We start from the raw sequence: 24179 nt of genomic DNA on the forward strand, positions 1-24179 counted from the left end.
GAGGTCCTTTTTCTCGATGAAAATAAGTTCTAAGTAGTGCTCAAAAAATCGCAAAATGACTTTTGAGACAGCCCCTTATTTGTTTCTTTGTTTCACTCGTCATCCCCAAGTACAGCAACTGCTAATGAATTGGATAGAGCCTCGCCAGTGTAGCTTTGTCCGCTTACCTCATAGGAGAATTTCGCTTTGACATAACCTACGATTTCATCAGAAGCGATTGCGTCCGTAACGATAGCAGAATAAATGATTTCAAGTGTTGCTCCGGGTAGTATAATTCCAAGCTGCCAAGTTTGGTTGCCGTCATAATCAATGGGGCTTAGTCGAGCTCCATCCACACGGAACGTTTTCGGCAATAAATCTACGCCATATGGAAACTCGCTTGTAAATGAAACGAAAGCTGGCAAGTTCCCTTTATTTATAAGCGTTGAAACGATGGTTATTGTATCGCCATACTCCACAATAGGCGGAGTGATCTCTGCTGTAAGCTGAATAATAGGAGCAGCCACTTCTGTTATTGCAGCATTTGAGATCGCGGAATTGCTAACTATTCTTCCGTCTGAGAGCCGAAAAGTGTAGACAACCGATGCAGTGTTCGTTAATGGTGCAACAGTGGCAAGTTGTAAAGGGATTTGGGCATCAAAGGTTATCCTGTTTTGTGATTGCCCGAGCAGCGTACCGAGATTAATGCCATCTTCAATAAACACGCCTGGCATCGAATGGTTATTTAACTTCAGGCTGTTTGGTACAAAGAATGTGCCAGCAGGCAAAGTGTCATCCATCACGGCATCAACGGCAACATTACTGGCATTATCAATGTAGATCGAGTAATGCAAGACATCACCTGGGACAGCGACAAGCGGATCTACTTGCTTATTAACGCTGATCTCAGGCTGGATAAGGATAACGGCGACCTCATTTGATTGTGTATAATCCGGCGTGCCGGAAATTTGATAACGAACGATCGCTTTGCTGATAGATATAGAGGCTGCATCCTCCGTCGTTTGCGCGCGATAGGTGATAACGATGGTTGATTGTGGTCTAATAGTGCCGAGCGGGATACCTGCATTCGGGTCAGCGCTTGGTGAAATAACAGCATTGATTGTCACGCTGCCGGGTACAAAAAGGATACCGAGAGGCAGATCGAAGGAAGCGACTGCCTCTCGGAGACTAAGGTTGCCGTCATTAACAATTGTAAGTTCATAGGTTACATGCTCTGAGACAAAGGTTTGTTCGGTGCTTGCGCTAAGTCGGGCAGATAGCGATACCTCATTAACTGGTGTAACGAGCGTGTTCGAGTGGGTAATACTCGTGATAATTCGTCCTTCTGCTGTTCGAAATTCGGCATCTGCCTGCGCTTGGTTAACTAGCTGAAGGCTGCTTGGAATGGAAACGACAATGAGTTGAAATATGATTTGTGCTTGCGCTTGCGGCATCATATTTCCAATTGCAATACCGTTGTTTGGGTTAGCGCCAGGCATGGGTGTTCCGTTCAATATTACGCTGTTCGCGACAAATGAAGTTCCTTCCGGCAGCTTGTCGGTAAGTATGACGCTGCCGGCAGTGTTTCCCGTGTTCGTTGCCGTGATATTGTAGGTTATCGTGCTGCCAAGAGTAACCTCGCTTTCATAGGCTTTTTTCTCGAGTACGATACGAGTCCCTATTAATGCGGTATTGACCGTGTTGGAGTAGGTCACCAGCTCTGCGCTTCCTGAGGCAAACTGAACAAGCGATTGATTTTGAACCATTGGATTACCGCCAGGAAGCGGGCTCATAGTGTAACAACCAGCACATTGAATGTAACGGTTGAGCTGCCTCCAGCAGCAATGGTGCCAATGGTAATGCCATTATTGGGATTAGCTGTTGGCCGCGGTGAACCATCTACAGTGACACTGCCCGTCGTAAACGTTGTTCCTGCTGGGGTAGGGTCGATGAGTATGACGTTATTGACGGATTCAATGCCATTGTTGGACACCGTTATAGTATAGGTAATGGTATCGCCTACAACAGCATCAATGGAAGATGCGCTCTTCACGACAGACACATTTGGAGAAGACACAGGAATAGACAATACATTCGATAAAATAGTTCCGGTCAGCACACGGCCATCCGGCGGTACGTAGGAGAAGTTGGCTGTTGCTTGGTTTACGAGCAGCTGCGGCGAAGGTAGTGCATCTACCGTTACCTGCAGTGAAATCAGGATGCTAACGGATGCGCCAGGCGAAACGGTGCCAACAGGAACACCAGTCGCCGGATTAGCGCCAGGCTGCGGTACGCCATTGATTAGCACACTGTTTGGCACAAAGGCGGCACCAGTTGGAATCGTATCAAATACGGATGCCTGCACGGCAATATTGCCCGTATTCGTGATGGTCAGTGAATAAGTTACTGTGTCTCCGACAGTCGCATTTGCGGTATCGGCAGATTTGCCAAGTGCAAGAATAGGCTGATAAATTGGTGTAACGATCGTGTTGGAAAACGTATTTCCTGAAAAAGCACCCGACGTAAAGCTTACGGTAGCTCTATTGCTGAGCGTGCCGGAATCTGAAAGCGACGTTACTAGTACGCTGAAATCAACCAACACCGTAACGCTAGGCGCGATCAACCCGACTAAGATGCCAAGGGACGGGTTAGCTGCTGGTCTAGGAACACCATCAATTAAGACGCTTCCAGCCTGAAAGGATGATCCAGGGGACAAGGGATCGACCACCAGCACATTATTAATATTCTCAATGCCGTTGTTCGTAACTGCAATTCGATAGGTTATCGTGTCACCTACGACCGCATCGGTAACAGTGGTGCTCTTCACAACGGCAACATTAGGTGCAGATACAGGAATGGACAAGGCGTTTGTACTAAATGAGCCGCCTAAGGTGCGGCCATCTGGCAGCAAGAAGCTGTAGGTAGCGGACGCTTGGTTCACAAGCTGCTGATTTTGCGGAAGCGCATTGATGACTACCGAAAAAGTGACGCTTGCCGTAGTTGTGACGCTGCCAAGCGATATTCCTGCTGCCGGATCTGCACCTGGCACGAGCTGGCCATTTACGATGACACTGTTCTGGACAAGACTTGTGCCAGCTGGAATCGTATCCGTTAAGGTAACGTTACCGGGATAATTGCCGGTATTTTGAATTGCAATCGTATAGACAACGGTGTCACCAATCGTCGCATTGCTTGTGTTTCCACTTTTGGTTCCTGTTAGTATCGGCTGATAGACAGGAATGATCACTGTGTTCGAGAAAGTGACACCCGAGAATACACCTGATGTAAAGCTGACAGATGAACGATTGCTAAGCTGTCCAGAAGCGGGTAAAGAAATGACGGATACGTTGAAGGATACTACAACGGTAGTGCCTTGCACGATCGTCCCTATAGCTACGCCGGTTGCGGGGTTGGCCGTTGGTCTTGGCACTCCGTCTACCAATACGCTGCCTGGAACTAAAGCACTTCCGACCGGCAATGGGTCTGTAAAAATAATATTATTTACCGCTGCGATGCCGCTATTGAGAATGTTTATAGAATAGGTGACGATATCGCCAATTGCTACGGCTGTTGAAGTTGTGCTTTTGACAACACTGACATTAGGTGCAGATACAGAAATTACGACGGTGTTGGAGCTTGAGCTGCCGCTAAGCGGGCGGCCGCTTGGCAGAACAAATGCAAAGCTTGCAAGAGCTTGGTTTGAAAGCTGCTGCGGATTCGGCAGGGAATCGATGATGACCGAGAAGGTAACGGACACTGTTGCATTAGGAGCAACAGCACCAATGTTGATGCCTGTTACAGGGTCGGCACCTGGCTGAGGCTGCCCTCCCACTAGGACACTATTGGGCTCGAAGATTGCACCGAGCGGGATATTGTCAGTCAATGTTACATTCCCAGCATAATTTCCTGTATTGCTGACGTCGATTCGGTAGCTGACGGTGTCCCCAAGTGTGGCGTTAATAGAATTTGCACTTTTAACGAGTGAGATTACGGGCTGATAGACAGGGGTATTAACGACGTTGGACATCGTCATGCCCGAGAATACACCGGATGTAAAGGTAATATTTGCTTGGTTTCCGATTTGCCCGGAGACTGGAATAGAAGTAACGCTGAGCTTGAACGACACGGTTACCGTATTGGATGAAGGGATTAATCCAAGGGCAATTCCCGATGCAGGCACACCAGGTGCGGGATTGCCGTTTATCGTCAAGCTGCCGGCAACGTATGTTGCTCCGTCCGGTACAGGATCTGTAAGTACAACATTATTGATCGATTCAATGCCGCTGTTTGTTACGGCAACTGAATAAGTAATGATGTCTCCAAGTGCAGCATCGACCGTCGTTGTGCTTTTGACGACCGCAACGTTAGGTGCAGAAACAGGAACAGACAATACGTTTGATTGTGTGGAGCCATTCAGAAGCCTTCCATCTGGCGGTGTAAATGTATAAGCTCCTATGGCTTGATTCACAAGGACCTGCGGGTTTGGAAGTGTTGTAATTACAGTCGAATAGGTAACAGTTATCGGCACACCAGGCAAAACGCTTCCCACACTAATGCCGGTTGCAGGCGATTCTCCAGGATGCGGAACGCCGCCAACGACGACGCTGTTTGGCGCAAACGTTGTTCCAGCCGGAAGTGCATCAGTCAACGTGAGTATTCCCTCAAGATTCCCAGTATTGCTTACAAGTACAGTATAAGTAACAGTGTCTCCAAGCGTAGCATTGCTTGTATTTGCGCTTAATTGCAAAGAAATTTGCGGCTGAGTTACAGGAGTTGTTGTCGTATTAGACGAGGATGAAGCTGAGAATGCACCTGATGTAAAACTTACGGTTGATTGATTCGTTATTTGCGTTGGGACTGCCATCGTTACTCTCACCTCAAAAGTTACGGTAGCCGAACCGCCAGGGGCGAGGGTACCGATTGGGATACCGGTGGATGGAGCTGAATCCGCCCGGGGAGTGCCGTTAATGAACACGCTATTGCTAATAAAGGCAATATTATCGGCCAAAGGATCGTTAACTACGACATGGTTAACAGGAGCAATACCGTTGTTGGTTACAATGGAGGTATAGGTAAAGGTATCGCCTACAACGACGGAGGTTGGTGCTGCAGATTTCACTAAAGTTACGTTGGGCAGTGACAGAGGTATTGATACGGTATTAGAAGCCGATGCACCATTTAATTGACGACCGTCCGGCAGTGAGTAATTGTAGGGTGCACTTGCTTGGTTGACGAGAAATTGAGGTGAAGGCAGTGTTGCAACCGTCACGACAAAGCTGATTTCTGTCATGCTCCCTGGCAGTACATTCCCGATGGGAATCCCTGTTACAGGGTTTAATCCGGGAAAGGGTACTGAATTTATGAGCACGCTGTTTGTATCGAAAACAGCGCCGGCTGGGATATTATCCGTTACGTTTACTGTAGCGCCAATATTACCGCTGTTTTGAACTCTTAATGTATAAGTATAAGTGTCGCCTATCGTTGCATTTTGAGTGCTTGCAAGCTTAACAATAGATATGATGGGCTGGTACACCGGAATTTGAATCGTTTCGGATAACGATGATCCTGTAAATGAACCTGATGTATAGCTGATGGCCGCACGATTAGATATGACAGCGGGATCGGGCAGCGATGTTACTTGTGCCTGAAATACGATAGTTACGCTGGCAGATGGATTAATGGTGCCGATAGATATGCCGACATTCGGGTTTGCAGTTGTTGCTACCCCGTTAATTGTTGCGCTTCCTGCAATGAAAGCTGCGCTGTTGGTCAATGTGTCGGAGATGTTGACATTTGTAACGGGTACGACGCTGTTATTCACAGCGACAATCGTAAACGTCAAAATGTCACCTATAGCAGCTGCGGTGGCGTTGACAGCTTTGGTAATTGTGACGTTTGGCGCTTGGGCAGTGAGCGTGATTGTATTGGAGCTGCTGCTCCCACTTAAGCTTCTGCCGCTAGGCAACTGATAGGTATATAAGCCTGAGGCTTGATTGACTAAAGATGGCGGCGACGGAAGCGAGTTTAACAAGATTTGAAATGAGACGCTTGATACGCCGGAAGGAGGCAAAGCGCCAAGTGAAATGCCTGTAACGGGACTGCTGCCGGGAAGTGCTGTTCCATTAACGATGACACTGTTTGGCACAAAGGATGAGCCGGTTGGGATATTATCCGTTAAGGTCACTTGGGCAGCAATATTTCCACTGTTTTTTACGCTGAATGAATAGGTTATTGTTCCTCCAACAGTAGCGTTCGTAGGCGTACCGTTTTTTGTAATGCTGATGATGGGTTGATATACAGGCGTTGTCACGCTGCCAGACAGTGAGAGACCTGTGAAAACGCCAGAGCTGTAGGATACCGAAGCCTGATTAACAAATGTACCTGAGCTAGGAATAGCAGTCGCGCGAATTGCAAAAGTAACGGTGACAGAGCTGCTTGGCGCAATGGTTCCTAAACTGATGCCGCTCGCGGGATTTGCTGTTGGTTTGGATACGCCAGCTACAATTACGCTCCCAGAGGTGAATTCCGCTCCAACAGGAATGGTGTCACCCAATGTGACATTGGTGACGGATTCGATGCCGCTGTTCGTGACGACTAAGGAATAGGTTAATGTTTCACCTACGGCGATGTCGGTTAAGCTAGCGCTCTTCGTGACAACAACATTTGGAAGTCTTACAGGAACTGTTACCGTATTTGAAGTTAATGAGCCGGAAAAGATTCTTCCATCAGGTATTTGATACGTATAGGTGGCTGATGCCTGATTCACAAGCTGAGGTGGAGATGGCAAAACATTTACTTGCACTTGAAACGTGATTGTTGACGATCCCCCAGCTGCAATCGTTCCAATGGCTACTCCCGCAGAAGGATTCGCACCTGCTACAACGATTCCGTTGACACGGAAACTATTCGGTATAAATGAAGTTCCCGCAGGGATGTTGTCCGTCAGGTTGACAATGGCTGCTGAACTACCGGTATTCGCTACGAGCAGCGTATAGACGACTTGATTACCAACCGTTGCGTTCTGTGTGCTCGCACTTTTTACAATGGATAAATTAGGAGCGTAAACAGGGATAGTGACTGTATTGGATGGAATGACACCCGTAATAATGGAACCGCCGGCTATACTTTGAAACGTAAAGGCCGCATTGGCTGTGCTTGAAAGCTGAGCTGTGCTTGGCAAGGAGGTTACAGTTGCTTGATAGGTAACGGTGATGGAGGTTGCCAGATTTAATGAGCCAAGCGGTGCTCCGGTTCTTATGTCGAACGTCGGTTTTGAGACGCCGCCTACAACGACGCTGCCTGGTACGAACGCAACGCCAGCAGGCAAAGTATCGGTTAAGACGATACTGGCTGCGTTTGCTGTCCCTGAGTTGCTGACCGTGACCGTAAAGGTGATGATGTCGCCGATGGTAGGCCCTGTTGCATTCTCGCTTAGCGTTACATTGATAACGGGCGCATTTATATTGACTTGGATGGCATTTGCGTTTAATACATAAGCATCTCCGGAAGTTGTAAGCGACAAAACGGCTGAGCTCTGGTTGTTCGTCAGCCTAGCGGAAATATCAACATTCGTAATATCCCAGCCCTGCCGACCGCCAATGATGTTCGTGCCGGGTGTGCCATTTGTTTGATTGCGGTCCCCGAAAGTTCCAGTTGTGTTTAATGCACCGGAATCATTGTTAATTTGTGAGGCGAAAAAATTGTTCGCGAAATTGTTTGTGCCAGATAGAGCTACTAAGCTAGCTGCCGTCGGGCCAAACAACGCCTGATCACCTGTTCGGTTTGCATCTCCTTCCTGAGCGCTAAACAACGCCCTGCCGCCTAAGGCTCCCGAGATCGGCGTGGCAAATCCGGTTATTGTCGTATTGACCGCTGCCGAAGTGCTTTGAACCAAAATAGCTCCAACTCGAAGCGACATGTTGCGAAACGGAAGTGAAGGATTCTGATAAATGACGGCGAGGGTCCAGCCAGCATGGTTAGCAGTTGAATCGCCGGGAATAACAATCGTTCCGACTACGCCGCCTGTTATATAGGTACCCGCGCCAGCCGCCAGCACAAGCGAGGTGACATTGGCTGAACGAGTATAGCCAAGTGCGCCTCCCCCCAAATCGAACGTATTGCTTGTTGCTGCATCAGGAGTGATGCTTGAGGTTCCCAGCGGTGTAATAAACGTAACGGGATTGTTAATGGCTGCGGTTAGATTAACGGTTCCATTGACATAAGTGCCGCCCCAAATAAGCTCTGCATAAAGTACAGTGCTTCCAGTGGGGAGAACGAGAACGGCGGCAGAACTATTTTCCAAATAGTTGCTCGTCGTTCCAAGCGGGTACGTGCCGTACCGAGCTGCTGTATTCGTAGTGCTGAAAGCGCCTATACTGTCTGAAGTACCTGGGGTTCCAGCAACATCTGAGCGGCTGAGACCCAGCGTATTCCCGGTAAATGTAATGGCGCCGGTTGCGTTTAATGTTGATCGGACGACCAGAGGTATCGTATTCACCCCCTTCAAAAGCTAATTTTGTTGTAAAAATGAATGTATTGCTTAGTTTATGAGACTTTAGCCACTATTTTGTTTGTCTTCTTAAAATATAGTTTTTGCGCTCTGTTGCGTTGGTTTAATATCGTCCAAGAATAGAGTCTAATTTCGTCCAATTAAACGCTTTCATTTACAAGATATAATGATAAAAACGCTTTCAAAAAGTGAGGTTTGCGGTGATGAGAGAGAAACAGATACAATGGTTTGCAAGCACGGAAACCAAGCGATGGTTCAATAAAACGATAGAGGAAGCCGGTAATGGACATCATAATCTGACATTCTCAGGTGAGAGCTTTCAGCGGCTAGAAGGGTTTGGAGGCTGCTTTAACGAGCTTGGTTTTGCTGCTCTGCAGCATCTGCCGGAGGAAGAACGCAGTCAAGTGATGCATGCGCTCTTTCATCCCGAAGGCGAGCATAAATTCAGTATTTGCAGGCTTCCGATAGGCGCTAGCGATTATGCACTGGAATGGTATAGCTTAAACGAAACAGACGGAGACTTAAGTATGGAGCATTTCTCCATTGCCCGTGATCAACAACATTTGATTCCTTATATTAAGGAAGCGCTAAAACTCAATCCTGAATTGAAGCTGTTCGCCTCTCCGTGGAGCCCTCCGACCTGGATGAAATTTCCGAAGGCGTACAATTACGGCACGCTGCGCTGGGAGAAAGAAATTTTAGAAGCGTACGCGCTCTATTTCGTAAAGTTTGTTGAGGCATACAAGGCAGAAGGCATTACGATTCACCAGGTTCATGTTCAAAATGAGGTGGTTGCGGATCAAAAGTTTCCTTCCTGCGTATGGACGGGCGAGCAGCTTCGTGAATTTATACGTGAATATTTGGGACCTGCCTTCGAGAGCCATGGACTCGATACAGAAATATGGCTTGGCACAATTAATGCGCCGGAGGCATGGGATGAATGGCTGAAGAAGAAGGCAACTGATTTTGATGCGTATGCCAATACGGTGCTAAGCGACCCTGAAGCTTATAAATATGTGAAGGGCGTGGGCTATCAATGGGCGGGCAAGCATGCTTTGCAGCGCACCGTTCAAAGCTATCCTGAGCTTCGTTATATGCAAACGGAAAATGAATGCGGTGACGGTGAAAACAGTTGGTTCTATGCAAGATATGTGTTTAATCTCTATCATCATTATTTTACGAACGGCGTGAACGCTTATATTTACTGGAACATGGTGCTGGAGCCAAAGGGCCGCAGCACATGGGGCTGGGAGCAAAATGCAATGCTGACCGTAGACAAGGAAAAGCAGCTTGCCATCCGTAATCCGGAGTATTATGTGATGAAGCACTTTGCCCATTTCACTTCGCCTGATGATCGAAGAATAGGGCTGAAGGGTCCATGGACAGGCAATGCAATTGCTTTCGAGAAGCCAGACGGCACACGCATCATCGTCTTAACGAATCCATTCAAGGAAAAAAGGGAGCTGCGTCTGTCCGTCGGCTCCAAACTCCAGCTGCTCGAGCTGGAACCGGAATCCTTTCATACGATCGTCATTCCATGAGGATGATGAAAGCATATAAACTAACGCCAGCAATCGATGGGGCGTTAGTTTTTTGCACACAATAGCTAGAAGAGAAGCGGGAGGCGAGAGAGCAAATGTTGGCCAAGCTAATCCGTATACTGACAGAGCCCTTCCGGCGCAGTATTCGGAATAAATTGATTTTTACGATGATTTTTTTATCCGTTATTCCGATTATAGCGGTTACTGCCTTGGCCGCCGAAAACAACCGAAAGTCGATGGAAGCGGAAGTTATCGGAACGAATTTATCCAATATGAAGTGGACTGGCGTCTACTTGGGCGAGCAGTTCTCGCAATTGAACAATCTCGTTTATTCCGTTCTCATCAGCCCTCATCTTAGTGATTATTTGGCAAGCACAGAGGGTTCGCTGCTCATTAACCAATTTGCCGCTCAAAAAAATATTATGGATACGCTGAGCAATTTGTTTTATTCCGCAGGAAATCATGTCATCGGCGTCGAGCTGTTTTTGAAAGAGCCGCGGAAACTGTTTACCATAAGCGGAAATCAATATGATTTGGAAACCTCGCCTACGATCCCTTCTCCTTATAAGCAGCTATTTGAGGAAAATAAAGATTTTCTTATTCAATCTAATAATGGGGATGAAGGTCACTTTCAATTGATTCGGAGCATTAACCGTTTTGAGAATCGGGAGAAGCTAGGCGGTATCTCGCTTAAAATTCGCTGGTCGATGCTTGATCAGACGCTCGATTTGATAGGTCGCGGCAAGGATCATCAGGTTCTGATCGCGAGCGAAGACGGAAATGTGCTTTATCAACGTTTCGGAGAGCGCCCCTCGGATAACATTATGCTGCGGATCAAGGAAACAACAGAGGATCAAGGTTATTTCCGCATGTCGAAGGCGTACGTCTTCTATAACACGATTGATCCCGTCGGCTTGAAGCTGATTACGATTATTCCGACCAGCTTTATTAATAAGAGCGCGCAATCGACGATGCGATTTGGCCTTATCGTAGGCGCAATTTCTATCGTGCTGTCGATTTTGATTGCTATTTTGTTAGCATGGCGGACGGCCACGCCAATTGTTACGCTCGCAAGATCGATGCAGGGCCTTGGCATCATCAAGGAAACAGAGCTGCCTCAAAGCAACCGCGTAGATGAAATCGGCTTGCTTGAAACGAAGCTTTACAACATGTCATACCGCATTAGAGAGCATATTAAAACGGAATACAGCATCAATCTAGAGAAAAAAACCGCGGAGCTTAAAGCGCTCCAAGCGCAAATCAATCCGCATTTTTTGCAAAATACACTTCAAATGATCGGCAGCATGCTCTTTACGAAAAAACCTGCGGAGAGCTACGAAATCATTCGATCGCTTAGCGATATGTTTCGATATGTCATTCGCGATCCGAACGATCTCGCCTCTTTAAAAGCAGAAATCGATCATTTAAACAATTATATGCTTATCCAGAAGCAGCGTTTTTACTCCAAGCTTACTTATCACACGGAAATGGACGAGTCCATGATGCTTTCTCCTATTCCGAAGCTGACGCTTCAGCCAATTGTTGAAAATGCTTTTTTCCATGGACTAGAAAATAAATCAGGTCATTGGGAGCTTAGCGTGAGCGTAGCGCGTGAGCATGATAAAGTTCGAATTCGAATCCGTGACAATGGCGTCGGCATACGCGAGGATAAGCTTGCCGACCTGCAAAAGCGGCTTCACCAACATAGCGGACAGGTTTGGACGCACGGCAATCGCATCGGCATTCAAAATGTTGCGTCCCGCATTCAAATGCATTTTGGCCCAGACTATGGGATTACGATTGAAAGCGAGTTAGGAGCGGGAACGACGGTCACCGTCTCGATTCCAATAGCAGGGGGAGATCAGCATGCTTAAAGTATTCATTGTGGATGATGAGAGCTGGGCAAGAGACATCATCAAAGCGTTCGGAGAATGGGAAAGCCTCGGCATGGAAATTGTAGGAGAAGCAGAGGACGGTACAGAAGCGCTTCGAATGATGGAGGTTTTGCAGCCTCATATTGTCATTACGGATATGCGGATGCCCGGAACAGATGGCGCTGCGCTGCTGCAGCAGCTTAATGACCAGTTTCCAGCAATTAAGACGATCGTCGTCAGCGGGTATGATGATTTTCAATATGCCAAACATGCGCTTCGCTTCAAGGCGATGGATTATCTGCTTAAACCAGTTGATCCGAAAGAACTAAATACGGCGCTGCAAAATTGCAAAAGCGGGCTTGAAGCTGTTCAAATGGAGCGTGGAACAATATCACTTGATCTTGATATTTCATATACATTGGCATCGTATAAGAAGCTTTTAAAGTTGCGTTTCAATGAGCTGAATACAGATGGCGTTAAGACAACGCTTGATCAAATGATGAAGGAGCTTGAGCAGAGCGGAATTACAAAAGCGGTCATGCTGGAGCAGGTTGTACAAGAGCTGCTTCTGCTGCTTAAGGAATTAATGAATGCTAATTCACAAGACAGCGACTCGCTGCATGCGCCGTATGGTCATGAAATCACCCAGTCAAGTGAGAATACAGCTGCTTTTCTTACCCATCATTATTTGACTACACTAGGGCAGCTTATTCAGCAGCGCAAATTTAAAAACAAATTGAATTTGGATGAAGTTAGGCTGTATATGGAGAAACATTATACGGAGCCGGTTACGCTGGAGCAGCTCGCTAGAGCTTTTTTTGTGAGCAAGGAATATTTGAGTAAAGTGTTCAAGCAGGAATATGGACGCAATGTCACGGATTATATGCTGCACCTACGCATGGTGAAGGCAAAAGAGTGGCTGATGGATGAGAGCATTCCTATTAAAGCGATTGCGGAAATGGCGGGTTACGAGGATATCACCTATTTTTATCGTGTGTTCAAGAAACATTTTGGCATCGCGCCAGGTGAAATGAGGAAGAGCAGCGAGGTTTAAAAATGTCCAACGAAAGAGTCTAATTCTGTCCAATTAAACGCTTTCATTTTTTAGATACAATGAAAGCGTAAACAAAACAAGCTTCTGGGAGGTCAAATGAGATGAAAAAAATAGTTAAAGGCTTACTCGTTACGATGCTCGCGACAACACTGTTAGCTGGCTGCGGCAGCAATACAAATAATGCTGGCAGCACAGATGGGGCAGCAAGCGGCGGCGGTGAAGTTAGGAGCGTAAAGCTGAAAATGTTCATTGCTCAGCCTCGTTTTAAAGAGCATTACGATAAATATATTGCTGACTTCGTAGCCAAGGAAAAAGCTGAGAAAAACATCGACGTGTCGGTACAGCTCGAAATGCCGACAGCCGATAATGCGGCGCAAATTTTGAAGACGCGCCTTGCCTCCAATGATGCACCTGATATTTTCGCGCTTCATGCCATTAACGAAATTCCTTCTTACTACAAAGCAGGTTACTTAGAGGATTTATCCGATCAGCCTTTTGTCGGCAAGCTGCTGGACAGCGTTAAACCTTCAGTTACAACGACAGATGGTAAAGTCGTAGCCGTTCCTCTGGAAACCTTGTCTTGGGGCTACTTGTACAACAAAAAGATCTTTACGGATCTTGGCATTACACCTCCAAAAACGCTGACAGAAATGAAAGCGGTTGTCGAGAAGCTGAAAGCGAATAAGGTAACGCCTTTTGTGCTTTCATATAAGGAAGCTTGGATTCCACAGCTCGTGCTGCCGCTCGCAGCGGGCGCACTTATCAATACGGAGGATGCTGATTTCATCGAACGGATGAATAAGGATGAAGGCTCCTTTACAGAGCTAAAAGCAATGTTCGACATCTTTGATCTTATCAATGCGAACGGAACGGAAAAAGCGACAGAAGTGGGCGGCGATGATGGCGCAGCAGCGTTTGCAGCAGGCAAAGGCGCAATGTGGCTGCAAGGGCCGTGGTACGCAGAAACAATTCTTAAATCCAATCCGGATCTTGATTTTGGTGTAGCACCTCTGCCAATCAATGACAATCCAGATGCGACTCTTATTAACCTAAGTGCTTCGACTTCTCTTGCTGTTTCTAAGAGCACAAAAAACAAGGAAGTCGCGCTGGATTTCATCAACTACATTCTGGATGACACTGCTTCAAATGCTTTCTTCCAAGCGCTTAAATTCAACCCAATCTCCACCGTGCATACGTATGAGAGCTATCCATGGGTTAATGATGCAACAGCTTATGTGAAAGAAGGCAAGTCTTATCAAGACCCAGCTATTCCTCAATCCGTGAAGGATGAAGTGGGCAAAGGGCTGCAAGCGTATTATGCCGGTCAATTATCGCAAGATGACGTACTCAAAGCACTTGATAAAGCTTGGAAATCGTACAACAAGGTAAATAAATAAACAGCACATGCTCGGGATGAAGGGGAGACAAGGAGATTCTGCATTCTGCTTCGCTTCATCCCGATTTTAAAAAATAAGAGAGTGTATCATTTTCTCATGCTTATCTTATATTTCACCGTCAAAGCTACTCAGCGTCTAAAGAACGCCGAAGACGCTTTTGCTCAGTAAAGACACATAGGAGAGGGGCGGATACTGTGCCGATCAAGAGCTACAAAAAATACATCTCGTTATTTACGTTTGTCGCGCCCGCTTTTATTTTGTACGCGATCTTCCTGCTGATTCCAACGCTCGGCGGAATGTTTTACAGCTTCACGGATTGGAATGGCTTGAATCGTGACTATGACTTTATTGGATTGGGCAACTTTATTGAAGCGCTTAGAGACGATCCCGATTTTGTCGGTTCGTTATTGTTCACCTTGAAGTATGTGCTGTTCATGGTTGTGCTGCAAAATGTTTTTGCGCTGCTGCTGGCTGTATTTATTGAATCACGCCGCAAAAGCAAAGGTTTCTTCCGTACCATTTTCTTCATGCCTAACATGATAAGCACGATTATCAGCGCATTTATGTGGACATTTGTATTCGCGCAGGTGCTTCCTCAGCTGGCAGAAAAGACAGCGCTTACGTTTCTAGATCAAGCTTGGATCGGTGATCCAAAAGTAAGCTTCTTCTCGATTCTGACCGTTTCCCTCTGGAACGGCGTCGGCTATATGATGATCATTTATTTGGCAGGACTGCAAGGTGTGCCTCAAAGCTTGAAGGAAGCAGCTGTTATCGATGGCGCTACCGCTTTCCAAACGTTTCGCAATGTGACGCTGCCGATGATTTCACATGCGATTACGATCTGTTTCTTCCTTACGCTAAACGGCGCGTTTAAAGTGTTCGAGGTTGTATATGGCTTGACAGGCGGAGGACCAGGGCGAAGCACGCAGGTTATTACGATGAACATTTATGAGGAAGCCTTCTCAAACAACTTCCGATATGGTTATGCCAGCGCAAAATCGGTCATTCTATTCGTGATTATTCTCATCTTCACATTTATCCAAATTCGTGTCATGAAGAAAAGAGAGGTGGAAGCATGAGACAGAATAAATCAACCTCCCTCCTTATTACCATTTTCCTGTCGATTGGGGCTGCGATCTCTTTTTTCCCGATTTACTTGGCGGTTATTAACTCGTTTAAGACACAAGGTGAGATGTTCAAATCGTTCGTCTCGCTGCCATCAAAGATTCAATTCGATAATTATGTAAATGCTTTTCATCAAATCAACTTGCTGGGCAGCACACTCAACTCGATCATTATTTCGGTGCTCGGCATCGGCGGTATCGTCTTTTGTGCATCGCTTGCTGGCTATAAGCTGTCACGTACGAGCGGAAAGATAAGCAATTTGATTTTTTTCCTGTTTATCGCTTCCATGCTTGTGCCGTTTCATTCGATTATGATTCCATTGACTAGAATGGCCAAAGCCTTGTCTGTTCAAGGCAGTACGTATGGGCTTGCAATCATATATATTGGACTCGGCGTCAATATGGCGATCTTTCTGTATCATGGCTTCGTGAAGTCTATCCCTAAGGAGCTGGAGGAGGCGGCGCAAATTGATGGTTGCAATGAATATCAAACGTTCTTTAAAATTATTTTCCCGCTGCTTGTGCCGATTACGGTGACGATAGCGATTTTAGATTTCCTCTGGATCTGGAATGATTTCCTGCTGCCGCTGCTCATGCTGACGGACGTAAGCAATTACACGCTTATCTTATCGACAAACACGCTCTTCGGTGAGTATAACAAAGAATGGTCGCTTATTTTGGCGGCGCTCGTACTGACCGCGATTCCAGTCATTATTATTTACTCGTTCTTCCAAAAGTTTATTATGCATGGGATTGCCGAGGGGGCTGTTAAAGGATGAATAAGCTGTTATATGGCGTCGCTTATTATGACGAATATATGCCTTATGAGCGATTAGATGAGGATATTCGGATGATGAAGGAAGCAGGCATTAACGTGGTTCGAATCGCGGAATCGACATGGAGCACACATGAGCCGCAAAACGGCGTATTCGACTTCTCATCCGTAGACAGAGTACTGGATGCGATGTACAAAGCCGGTATCGCCGTCATTGTTGGCACACCAACCTATGCCGTGCCTGCTTGGATGGTCAAGGAGCACCCAGATGTACTTGCCGTAACCCCTCGCGGACCAGGCAAATACGGCGCTCGCCAAATTATGGATATTACGAATGCTGCTTATCTTTTCTATTCAGAGCGAATCATCCGCAAGCTCATTAGCCGCGTAAGTACACATCCAGCCGTGATTGGCTATCAGACGGATAATGAAACGAAACATTATGATACGGCGGGACCAAATGTCCAGCTGCAGTTCGTCAAATATATGAGGGATACTTATGAAACGCTGGACGTCGTTAATCAGCTGTTTGGGCTTGATTATTGGAGCAATCGCATCAACAGCTGGGAGGAGTTCCCTTCCGTTATCGGCACAATCAATGGCAGCTTAGGCGCGGAGTTCGCGAAGTTCCAGCGGAAGCTGGTAAATGAGTTTTTGGCATGGCAGGTCTCTATCGTGAACGAATATAAGCAGCCGGGACAATTTGTAACTCAAAACTTTGATTTTGAATGGCGAGGCTACTCATTTGGCGTTCAGCCTTCCGTTGATCACTTTGCTGCTTCAGAGCCCTTTGATATTGCGGGCGTCGATATTTATCATCCTTCGCAGAATGATTTAACCGGCATCGAAATCTCATTTGGCGGCGACATGACACGTTCGCTCAAAAACGATAATTACTTAGTGCTCGAAACGCAGGCACAGGCCTTTCCGCATTGGACGCCATATCCCGGGCAATTGCGCTTGCAGGCGTTCAGCCACCTTGCTTCCGGCGCCAATATGGTCGCGTATTGGCACTGGCATTCGATTCACAATTCGTTCGAAACGTATTGGAAGGGGCTGCTCAGCCATGATTTTCAGCCTAATCCTGTTTATAACGAAGCCAAAACGATCGGTGCGGATTTTGCTAGGCTGAGCGAGGATCTTGCCAACTTGCGCAAAAACAATCAAGTGGCTGTAATGGTCAGCAACGAGGCTTTATCCGCAATGGAATGGTTTAAGCTTCCCGATGGCAAAACCTACAATGATGTTGTTCGCGCACTCTATGACGAATTGTACAAGCTTAACGTCGAGGTCGATTTTATTCAGCCGACCTGCGCCCACTTGGATAAATACAAGATGATTGTCGTACCAGCGCTTTATGCTGCCCCTTCAGAGAGTTTAGAGCGATTAAATGAATTCGTACGAAGCGGAGGACATGTCGTTTATACGTTCAAAAGCGGCTTCGCCGACGAGGTCATTAAGGTACGTACTTCACAGCAGCCCGGTATCATACAAGCAGCTTGCGGCATATCCTATAGCATGTTCGTAACGCCAAATCATGTCGGTTTAAAAGGCCCGCTGATCGATCAGAGTAACGAGGCGAAAGAGGTTGAAGCGTGGATGGAGCTCATCACGCCAACAACCGCTGAAGTGCTGGCTTCTTATGATCATGCGCAGTGGGGTGAATATGCGGCAATTACAAGAAATAACTATGGAAAAGGAACAGCTACCTATATAGGATGCTTGCCTGGTCCTGCTGTTGTAAGACGTGTGCTATGCGGGGCTTTGCAGAATGCAGGTCTTTGGGGCGCAGAGCAAGAGCTTGTTTCTCCAATCATCGTAAAATCAGGCTTGAATAGTAGCGGAAAGAATATACGATATTATTTCAACTACTCAGATGATGCCGTTACATTTGACTATAAACATCAGGACGGTACTGAGCTGCTGAATGGTAGTAAAGTTACTAGTGGACAACAGCTGGAGCTCGCACCATGGGGCTTTCTCATCATATCAGCCTAAATAGTAGGAACCTTCCGATCACTTTTACTGTGATTTTGAAGGTTCTTTTGTACTTTGTAAGACATTTAGGCGGGCTTCATGCTCTTGATCTTGACGCAACTTAATAACTTATGTATCATTACTTACGTAAAGTAACTAGGTCGGCGAACAAAATATATACTTTTGCCTTGGACATAAATATAGGAAAGCGGTGTTTGAAATCAACGAGAAAATACAACAAGTTGCTCAGCCTTCGAAGGAACGAGCAGATGTGTTCGAATTTGGCATTTACACATTAGGCGATATAAGTACTGATCCTATCAGTAGAGTATCGCCAAATGCGAGAGAACGTTTGAAGGAAATCGTCGCAGCTGCCAAGCTTGCAGATGAGGCGGGCATTGATGTGTTTGGAGTGGGTGAGCATCATCGCTTGGACTTTGCTGTTACATCTCCACCTGTTCTGCTTGCTGCAATCGCACAAGCGACGAAGCGGATTCGGTTAACGAGCGCAACGACGGTGCTTGGAACCTCAGATCCAGTTCGAGTATTCGAGGATTTTGCTACACTTGATTTGCTCTCGGATGGACGCGCGGAAATTATTGCGGGACGAGGAGCGTATATAGAGTCATTTCCATTGTTTGGGTATGAGCTTGAGAGCTATAAGGAGCTCTTTCAGGAGAAGCTTAATCTGCTGCTTGAGTTAAATGAAACCGAGCATATCACTTGGGATGGAAAATATAGAACGCCGCTGCTGAATGCTGAGATTGCACCTCGTCCAGAGCAGGCGAAGCTGCCCGTATGGGTCGGTGTCGGAGGTACGCCTCAGAGCGCGGAACTCGCAGGAAGCCATGGTCTAGGAATGGCCCTTGCCATCCTTGGCGGAGATCCAGCTCGATTTAAACCGCTTGTAGACGTATATCGTGCTGCTGGTGTTCGCGCAGGCTATAAACAAGAAGATCTAAAAGTAGCGATCACAAGCCATGGATATATTGCCAACTCGACTGAGCAAGCGAAGGATGAATATTATCCTTATTATGCTCATTATGTAAGCCAGTTTATGGGAGGCAAGCAGAGGGGCGAGTCGATGGCACGCGAGCAATTCGAACAATTGGCAAACCCAATCAATGCGCTGGCTGTTGGCAGCCCGGAAATGCTTGTTGAGAAAATATTGGCGCAGCATGAGCTATTCGGTCATCAGCGCTTCATGGCTCAGTTTGATATTGGCGGCATTCCGTTCTCAAAGGTAGCGGCTTCCATTGAGCTGCTGGCGACGAAGGTTGCGCCGGTTGTACGCAGAGAACTGAACAAATAAAAGGCAGCTAAGCTAGATTAATCGTGAATATAAAGACTGTTCAATGCCATGATGTGGCGGCGGCAGTCTTTTTTTATGTTATTGGATGTCCCATTTGGTTCATTATTTATTCGTGATACGACTCATTTCGTTATTCAAATTGCTGGCAGCGAATACTATACTCGGTTTTATAGAACGATGTTCAAATACGGGAGGCGCTCACGATGGAGTTTTTAGATCTATTAACCAATCCGGACAATGTTGAAGTGGAGTGGGAAGAGGGATGGGTTCGCGCGTCATTCCGTTCACGAGAATGGTATGCAGGCGAAACCGTTATTTCATTTGAAACGATGGCTAATCGTATGGCCGTTCGATTAAGTGCAGGCCAGACGCCAGTTAGGCGGCTTCATCTGAGATGGCAGCGAGAACTGGTCAGCGGGGGCATGCGTGTTCTGGGTGATCAATGGGAACGAGGCTACGGTGATTTGGAATGGCGGGGGTTAGTTGCTGAACGTGAAATGCCATGGTATTTCCTGTTGTCAGAAGGGGGACGCACGCATGGTTATGGCGTAGAGACCGGTACAAGCTCCTTTTGTTACTGGCAAGCGGATGCAGGCGGAATCAGCCTGACACTTGATGTTCGCTGCGGTGAAGCGGGAGTGCTGCTTGGTGATCGAACGCTCGAGGCTGCGGTCATTGTAACGAGAGAAGGTGCGGAAGGCGAATCGGCATTTCGTGCAGCAACGGCGTTTTGCGAACAGATGTGCAAGCAGCCGATCCTGCCTTCACAACCTGTGTATGGGGGAAACAACTGGTATTATGCCTATGGGAATAGCTCGACAGCAGAGATAATCGCTGATTCGGAGCGCGTGTCAGATTGGTCTTCTTCGGTCGATAACCGTCCGTTTATGGTTATTGATGACGGTTGGCAGCTCTGCAGCGGCGGGGGCAGCTGCAATGGTGGGCCTTGGGAACCCAATTATCAGTTTTCTGATATGCAGCAGCTGGCCAGCGATATGAAAGGAATCGGGGTTCGTCCTGGCATTTGGTGCAGACCGCTATTAGTCGCAAACAGTGTGCCAAATCATTGGAGAAGATATGGTGGCCACAATGCGGGCAGCATCTATTTGGACCCAAGCGTTCCTGATGTGCTTGACTATGTGGGCAATGAAATTCGCAAGCTGCACGATTGGGGTTATGAACTGATTAAGCATGATTTTTCCACTTTCGATATTTTTGCCAAATGGGGCTTTGAAATGGGCGCATCGATGAGTAATCATGGTTTAGCTTTTGCTGATCGCACGAAGACGACGGCGGAAATTATTGTCGCTTTGTATAAGAAGATTGCAGAAGCTTCAGCGGACAGTTTAATTATTGGCTGTAATACAGTAGGGCACTTAGCAGCGGGCTTGGTTGAAATTCAGCGGACCGGTGACGATACGAGCGGTAAGGAATGGGAGCGTACACGTAAAATGGGTGTCAACACGCTTGCTTTCCGCATGCCGCAGCATGACACTTTTTTTGCGGCTGATGCGGATTGTGTTGGCTTGACCGACGATGTCCCTTGGCATTTGAACAAGCAGTGGCTGGAGCTATTGTCCGAAAGCGGCACACCGCTGTTCATTTCTGCAGATCCAAAGGCGGTTGGCGCGGAACAGGAAGCAGCGATTCGCAAAGCGTTCGAACGAGCGTCTAAACCGCTGCCGCCGGCTGAACCGCTGGACTGGCTTGATGATCGCTGCCCGTCCCGTTGGCAGATAGCCGGAGAGGAGCGGCATTTCAATTGGTATGCTGAACGCGGCGTACAATTGAATGAGCGTCCTGAAATTATTCTGAGGTAGCAGAAGGAACGTGGTTGGATAAATGACCAGCATGAGGTTCCACCTCAAGCGGCGTCAAATAGCTTATCGTTGATTTATGCTGTCTCCGATAGGCGCCAGGCGTTAATCCAGTCCATTTGGCGAACTGCCTAATAAAGCTTTGCACATTCTCGAATCCGATTCGGAATGCGATCACTTCAAGCGGTATGTTTCGCATGACAAGCATATGCATGGCCTCCTGCTGTCTAATGATTGATAAATATTGACGAGGCGACATGCCGTACGCTTGTTGAAACAAACGGCCGGCATGTCTGCGGCTAATGCCTGTTTTGGCTGCAATGGTTTCAAGCCAGTTGCTCGTTGAGGAATCTGTACCGAGTTCATTGAAGGTGCTGATGAGCGCCTCAATTTCCCTCGCGATCCGATCAGCAAGCGGCTGCTCATTTGGTTCATTGATGGAGAGCAAGGCTTCGCTCTGCACGAACTCCTCCAAATGCACCAGCATTTCATTACAAAGCATAAAGACGCGGTGAGCAGAAGGATTCTGCTGCAAGCATGAAATAAGTGCTTTTAGCAGCGGATTCAGGCGCTCATTGAGCGGATGATCTCTCGCAAATAAATACTCTCCGCAAGCTCGAAAGGCGTAGAGCAGCTTGCTGTCCACATTTTGCAAATGAATGACAAAACCGTGCATCGACTGCTGCTCGGGAACAATAAAGTCATGCAGCTTCATGGGGGGAATGAGAATAATATCACCTTCATGCTGTGTGAAACTTTCATTTCCAATACGAGCGATTTGATCGCCTGTTAGGACAATATTGATCTCCAGCATCCGATGATGCAGATGTAAATCGCATACAGGACCTTGGCCGGCTTCGAACGTGCGCATGCCGTATAGGATAAGCTGTTCTTTATAATTAGGAAATGATTGGTTGAGGGCAGGACTCAGATTGCTCATCATAGCTCCTTTGTAAACGGAATTATTCATACCTTTATTATCTCTCTTACCGCTCAACAATAGCAATCCAAAGACAACCGAGAGGAATGAGACTATCGTGAAAATTGTATTGATAGGTGGAGGAAGCTTCGTATTTGCACCAACGGTACTCGAAGATATTATTGTAAAGGAGAGGCTTGCAGGCTGTGAGCTTGTCCTTGTTGATCCAAATCTGGATGCGGCTGAAGGGATGGCAGCAGCTGCAAGAGAAATAGCAAGGCAGTTAGAGGTAGATATGCTTGCGACTGCAACGGTAAACAGAAGAGAAGCGCTAATAGGTGCGGACTTTGTTATCGTATCCGCCTCGGTTCAAGGTGCACGCCGTTGGCAAATCGATTTTGATATATTACATGCATTGGGGATGGCGGATCAAGCAAGGGAATGTGGAGGCATGGGGGGCTTAATGAATGCATTCCGGTCCATTACGCTGATTATGGATATTTGCCGTGATATGGAGGAGCTGTGCCCGCAGGCGTGGATTCTGGATGTAACGAATCCAATGCCTCGTGTCGTAACGGCAGCAGCACGTTATTCATCGATTCGCATAGCTGGATTTTGCAATATTGCGTATAGGGGTGCTGAGGGCTACACATTCCTGCCAAAGCTGCTTGGCAAATCGGCCTCTGAGCTATCTATCGTAACTGCTGGACTTAATCACTTTGCATGGGTGATGGAAATAAAAGATAGCCGCACGGGTGAGGATCTTCTGCCTAAGCTTATTCACTATATTGAAGAGGAGAACTGGTCTGATCAAGATGAAGAGACGCAGCGCGAGCTTCGCATCTCTAAGCGATGGCTGAGCGAGTATGGAGCAGTCGCGGCTGGACACGTTGACCATCATGCGGAATATCTTCCTTATCAAGAGGACATTCATTACACGACAGCGCCTCCATATCATGGATCATTCGAAGAACGCAGCAGACGCTTGGAAGAGCTGAAGCAGATTGGTGCAGGCAAAATGCATTATGATCGTTTATTTGACCATGGCAGCTGGGAGCATCCAGTAGCGCTTGCTCAAGCGTTGTATACGGCCAGCGACCTTCAGATTGATATTTTGAACGTTAAGAATGATGGAGCAATACCGGGTCTGCCCTCAGAGCGAATCGTAGAAATACCTGTAACCGTATCAGGCGGCATGATTCATCCGGTAGAGGTTCCAGCTTTCCCAGAGCCGCTGCTTCAATTGTGCCGCGCGATTTCGGATGTTCATGAGCTTGTTGTTGAAGCAGCAGTGACGGGCAATGTCTCTATTGCGAAGAAAGCGATAGACGCCGATCCGGCTATTGAAAATAAAGAGGCTGCTTATCAAGCTTTGGAGCAGATGCTCGAAAGCCATGCTGATTTACTGCCACAGTTTCATTTGTAATGTCTTCGCGAAATAGAACGATAGAAATGTTCACAGGGGAGCTGCTCTTTAGAAATTAGGCGGCTCTTCTTTTTATTGTTCTGGGGCTTACATCCGATAAATGCGAATGCACATAGCCGCTGGGTGATGGAGATGGTACAATTATAGGAAAAATATTTAAGGGAGAGACGCATGGAAGTTTCTAGACTAGATGAATTAAGACAAGCGATCGATCAAATCGATCACGACATCATTTCCTTGCTTGCAAGGCGGTTTCAATTAACGGAAGAAGTGGGTATGTACAAAGCAGCAAATCATCTCGCTGCACAAGACCTGAGCCGTGAAGCCAAACAATTTGATAAAATAAAGAAACTTGCGAGCAGCCATGATTTAAATCCAGAGACAGCAGCTTCGATTTATAGATGTTTAATGGACGTTGTTATTTCACGGCATAAGGAGATTGAGCAGGTTTACGCGCTGAACACTCGTGATTAGC

Annotated in this window: 14 protein-coding genes; 11 read left to right on the forward strand and 3 right to left on the reverse strand. The window is 47.0% G+C overall.

What is annotated here, in order from left to right; genetic code table 11:
* Nucleotides 1–92: 92 nt before the first annotated feature.
* Nucleotides 93–1745, reverse strand: coding sequence for a DUF11 domain-containing protein (locus BK120_RS06275; RefSeq protein ID WP_179089757.1), 1653 nt, complete (start codon nt 1743–1745; stop codon nt 93–95).
* Nucleotides 1746–1768: 23 nt separating this feature from the next.
* Entirely contained in the window at nt 1769–8476 is a 6708-nt protein-coding gene (locus tag BK120_RS06280) for a DUF7507 domain-containing protein (protein ID WP_083681674.1), read from the reverse strand.
* Between the two features lie 215 nt (nt 8477–8691).
* Here BK120_RS06280 and BK120_RS06285 point away from each other — a divergent pair, with 215 nt between their 5' ends.
* From BK120_RS06285 to BK120_RS06325, 9 genes are all read left to right on the forward strand, one after another.
* The gene (locus tag BK120_RS06285; RefSeq protein WP_076266651.1) at nt 8692–10029 is read left to right on the forward strand and encodes a glycoside hydrolase family 30 protein; all 1338 of its coding nucleotides are present in this window, start codon (nt 8692–8694) and stop codon (nt 10027–10029) included.
* Between the two features lie 95 nt (nt 10030–10124).
* Nucleotides 10125–11903, forward strand: coding sequence for a sensor histidine kinase (locus BK120_RS06290; RefSeq protein WP_076266652.1), 1779 nt, complete (start codon nt 10125–10127; stop codon nt 11901–11903).
* Nucleotides 11896–12957, forward strand: a complete 1062-nt coding sequence (locus BK120_RS06295) for a response regulator transcription factor (protein ID WP_076266653.1) — start codon at nt 11896–11898, stop codon at nt 12955–12957. Before BK120_RS06290 ends, BK120_RS06295 begins: the two co-directional genes overlap by 8 nt.
* A gap of 101 nt (nt 12958–13058) precedes the next feature.
* Nucleotides 13059–14354, forward strand: coding sequence for an ABC transporter substrate-binding protein (locus tag BK120_RS06300; protein WP_076266654.1), 1296 nt, complete (start codon nt 13059–13061; stop codon nt 14352–14354).
* A gap of 194 nt (nt 14355–14548) precedes the next feature.
* Complete coding sequence (locus tag BK120_RS06305; RefSeq protein ID WP_076266655.1) at nt 14549–15433, forward strand: carbohydrate ABC transporter permease; 885 nt, start codon at nt 14549–14551, stop codon at nt 15431–15433.
* Nucleotides 15430–16257: a carbohydrate ABC transporter permease gene (locus BK120_RS06310; protein ID WP_076266656.1), complete on the forward strand. Its 828-nt coding sequence runs from the start codon at nt 15430–15432 to the stop codon at nt 16255–16257. The genes BK120_RS06305 and BK120_RS06310 overlap by 4 nt, the downstream gene beginning before the upstream one ends.
* Nucleotides 16254–18251, forward strand: coding sequence for a beta-galactosidase (locus tag BK120_RS06315; protein WP_076266657.1), 1998 nt, complete (start codon nt 16254–16256; stop codon nt 18249–18251). The genes BK120_RS06310 and BK120_RS06315 overlap by 4 nt, the downstream gene beginning before the upstream one ends.
* 199 nt (nt 18252–18450) lie before the next feature.
* A complete protein-coding gene (locus BK120_RS06320) occupies nt 18451–19542 on the forward strand; it encodes an LLM class flavin-dependent oxidoreductase (RefSeq protein WP_256710826.1) in 1092 nt (363 codons plus the stop codon).
* Between the two features lie 203 nt (nt 19543–19745).
* Entirely contained in the window at nt 19746–21362 is a 1617-nt protein-coding gene (locus BK120_RS06325) for an alpha-amylase family protein (protein ID WP_218639582.1), read from the forward strand.
* Here BK120_RS06325 and BK120_RS06330 read toward each other — a convergent pair.
* Nucleotides 21349–22329 carry a helix-turn-helix domain-containing protein gene (locus tag BK120_RS06330; protein ID WP_076266658.1) on the reverse strand — a complete coding sequence of 327 codons (981 nt, stop codon included), beginning with the start codon at nt 22327–22329 and terminating at the stop codon, nt 21349–21351. The genes BK120_RS06325 and BK120_RS06330 overlap by 14 nt on opposite strands.
* 67 nt (nt 22330–22396) lie before the next feature.
* On the opposite strand from BK120_RS06330, the gene BK120_RS06335 reads away from it, so the two are divergent.
* Together BK120_RS06335 and BK120_RS06340 are read left to right on the forward strand one after the other, a co-directional pair.
* Complete coding sequence (locus BK120_RS06335) at nt 22397–23704, forward strand: family 4 glycosyl hydrolase (protein WP_076266659.1); 1308 nt, start codon at nt 22397–22399, stop codon at nt 23702–23704.
* 171 nt (nt 23705–23875) lie between these two features.
* Nucleotides 23876–24178, forward strand: a complete 303-nt coding sequence (locus BK120_RS06340) for a chorismate mutase (protein ID WP_076266660.1) — start codon at nt 23876–23878, stop codon at nt 24176–24178.
* Nucleotide 24179 lies beyond the last annotated feature (1 nt).

Origin of the sequence: Paenibacillus sp. FSL A5-0031 (assembly GCF_001956295.1) — a bacterium.
Lineage (GTDB): Bacteria > Bacillota > Bacilli > Paenibacillales > Paenibacillaceae > Pristimantibacillus.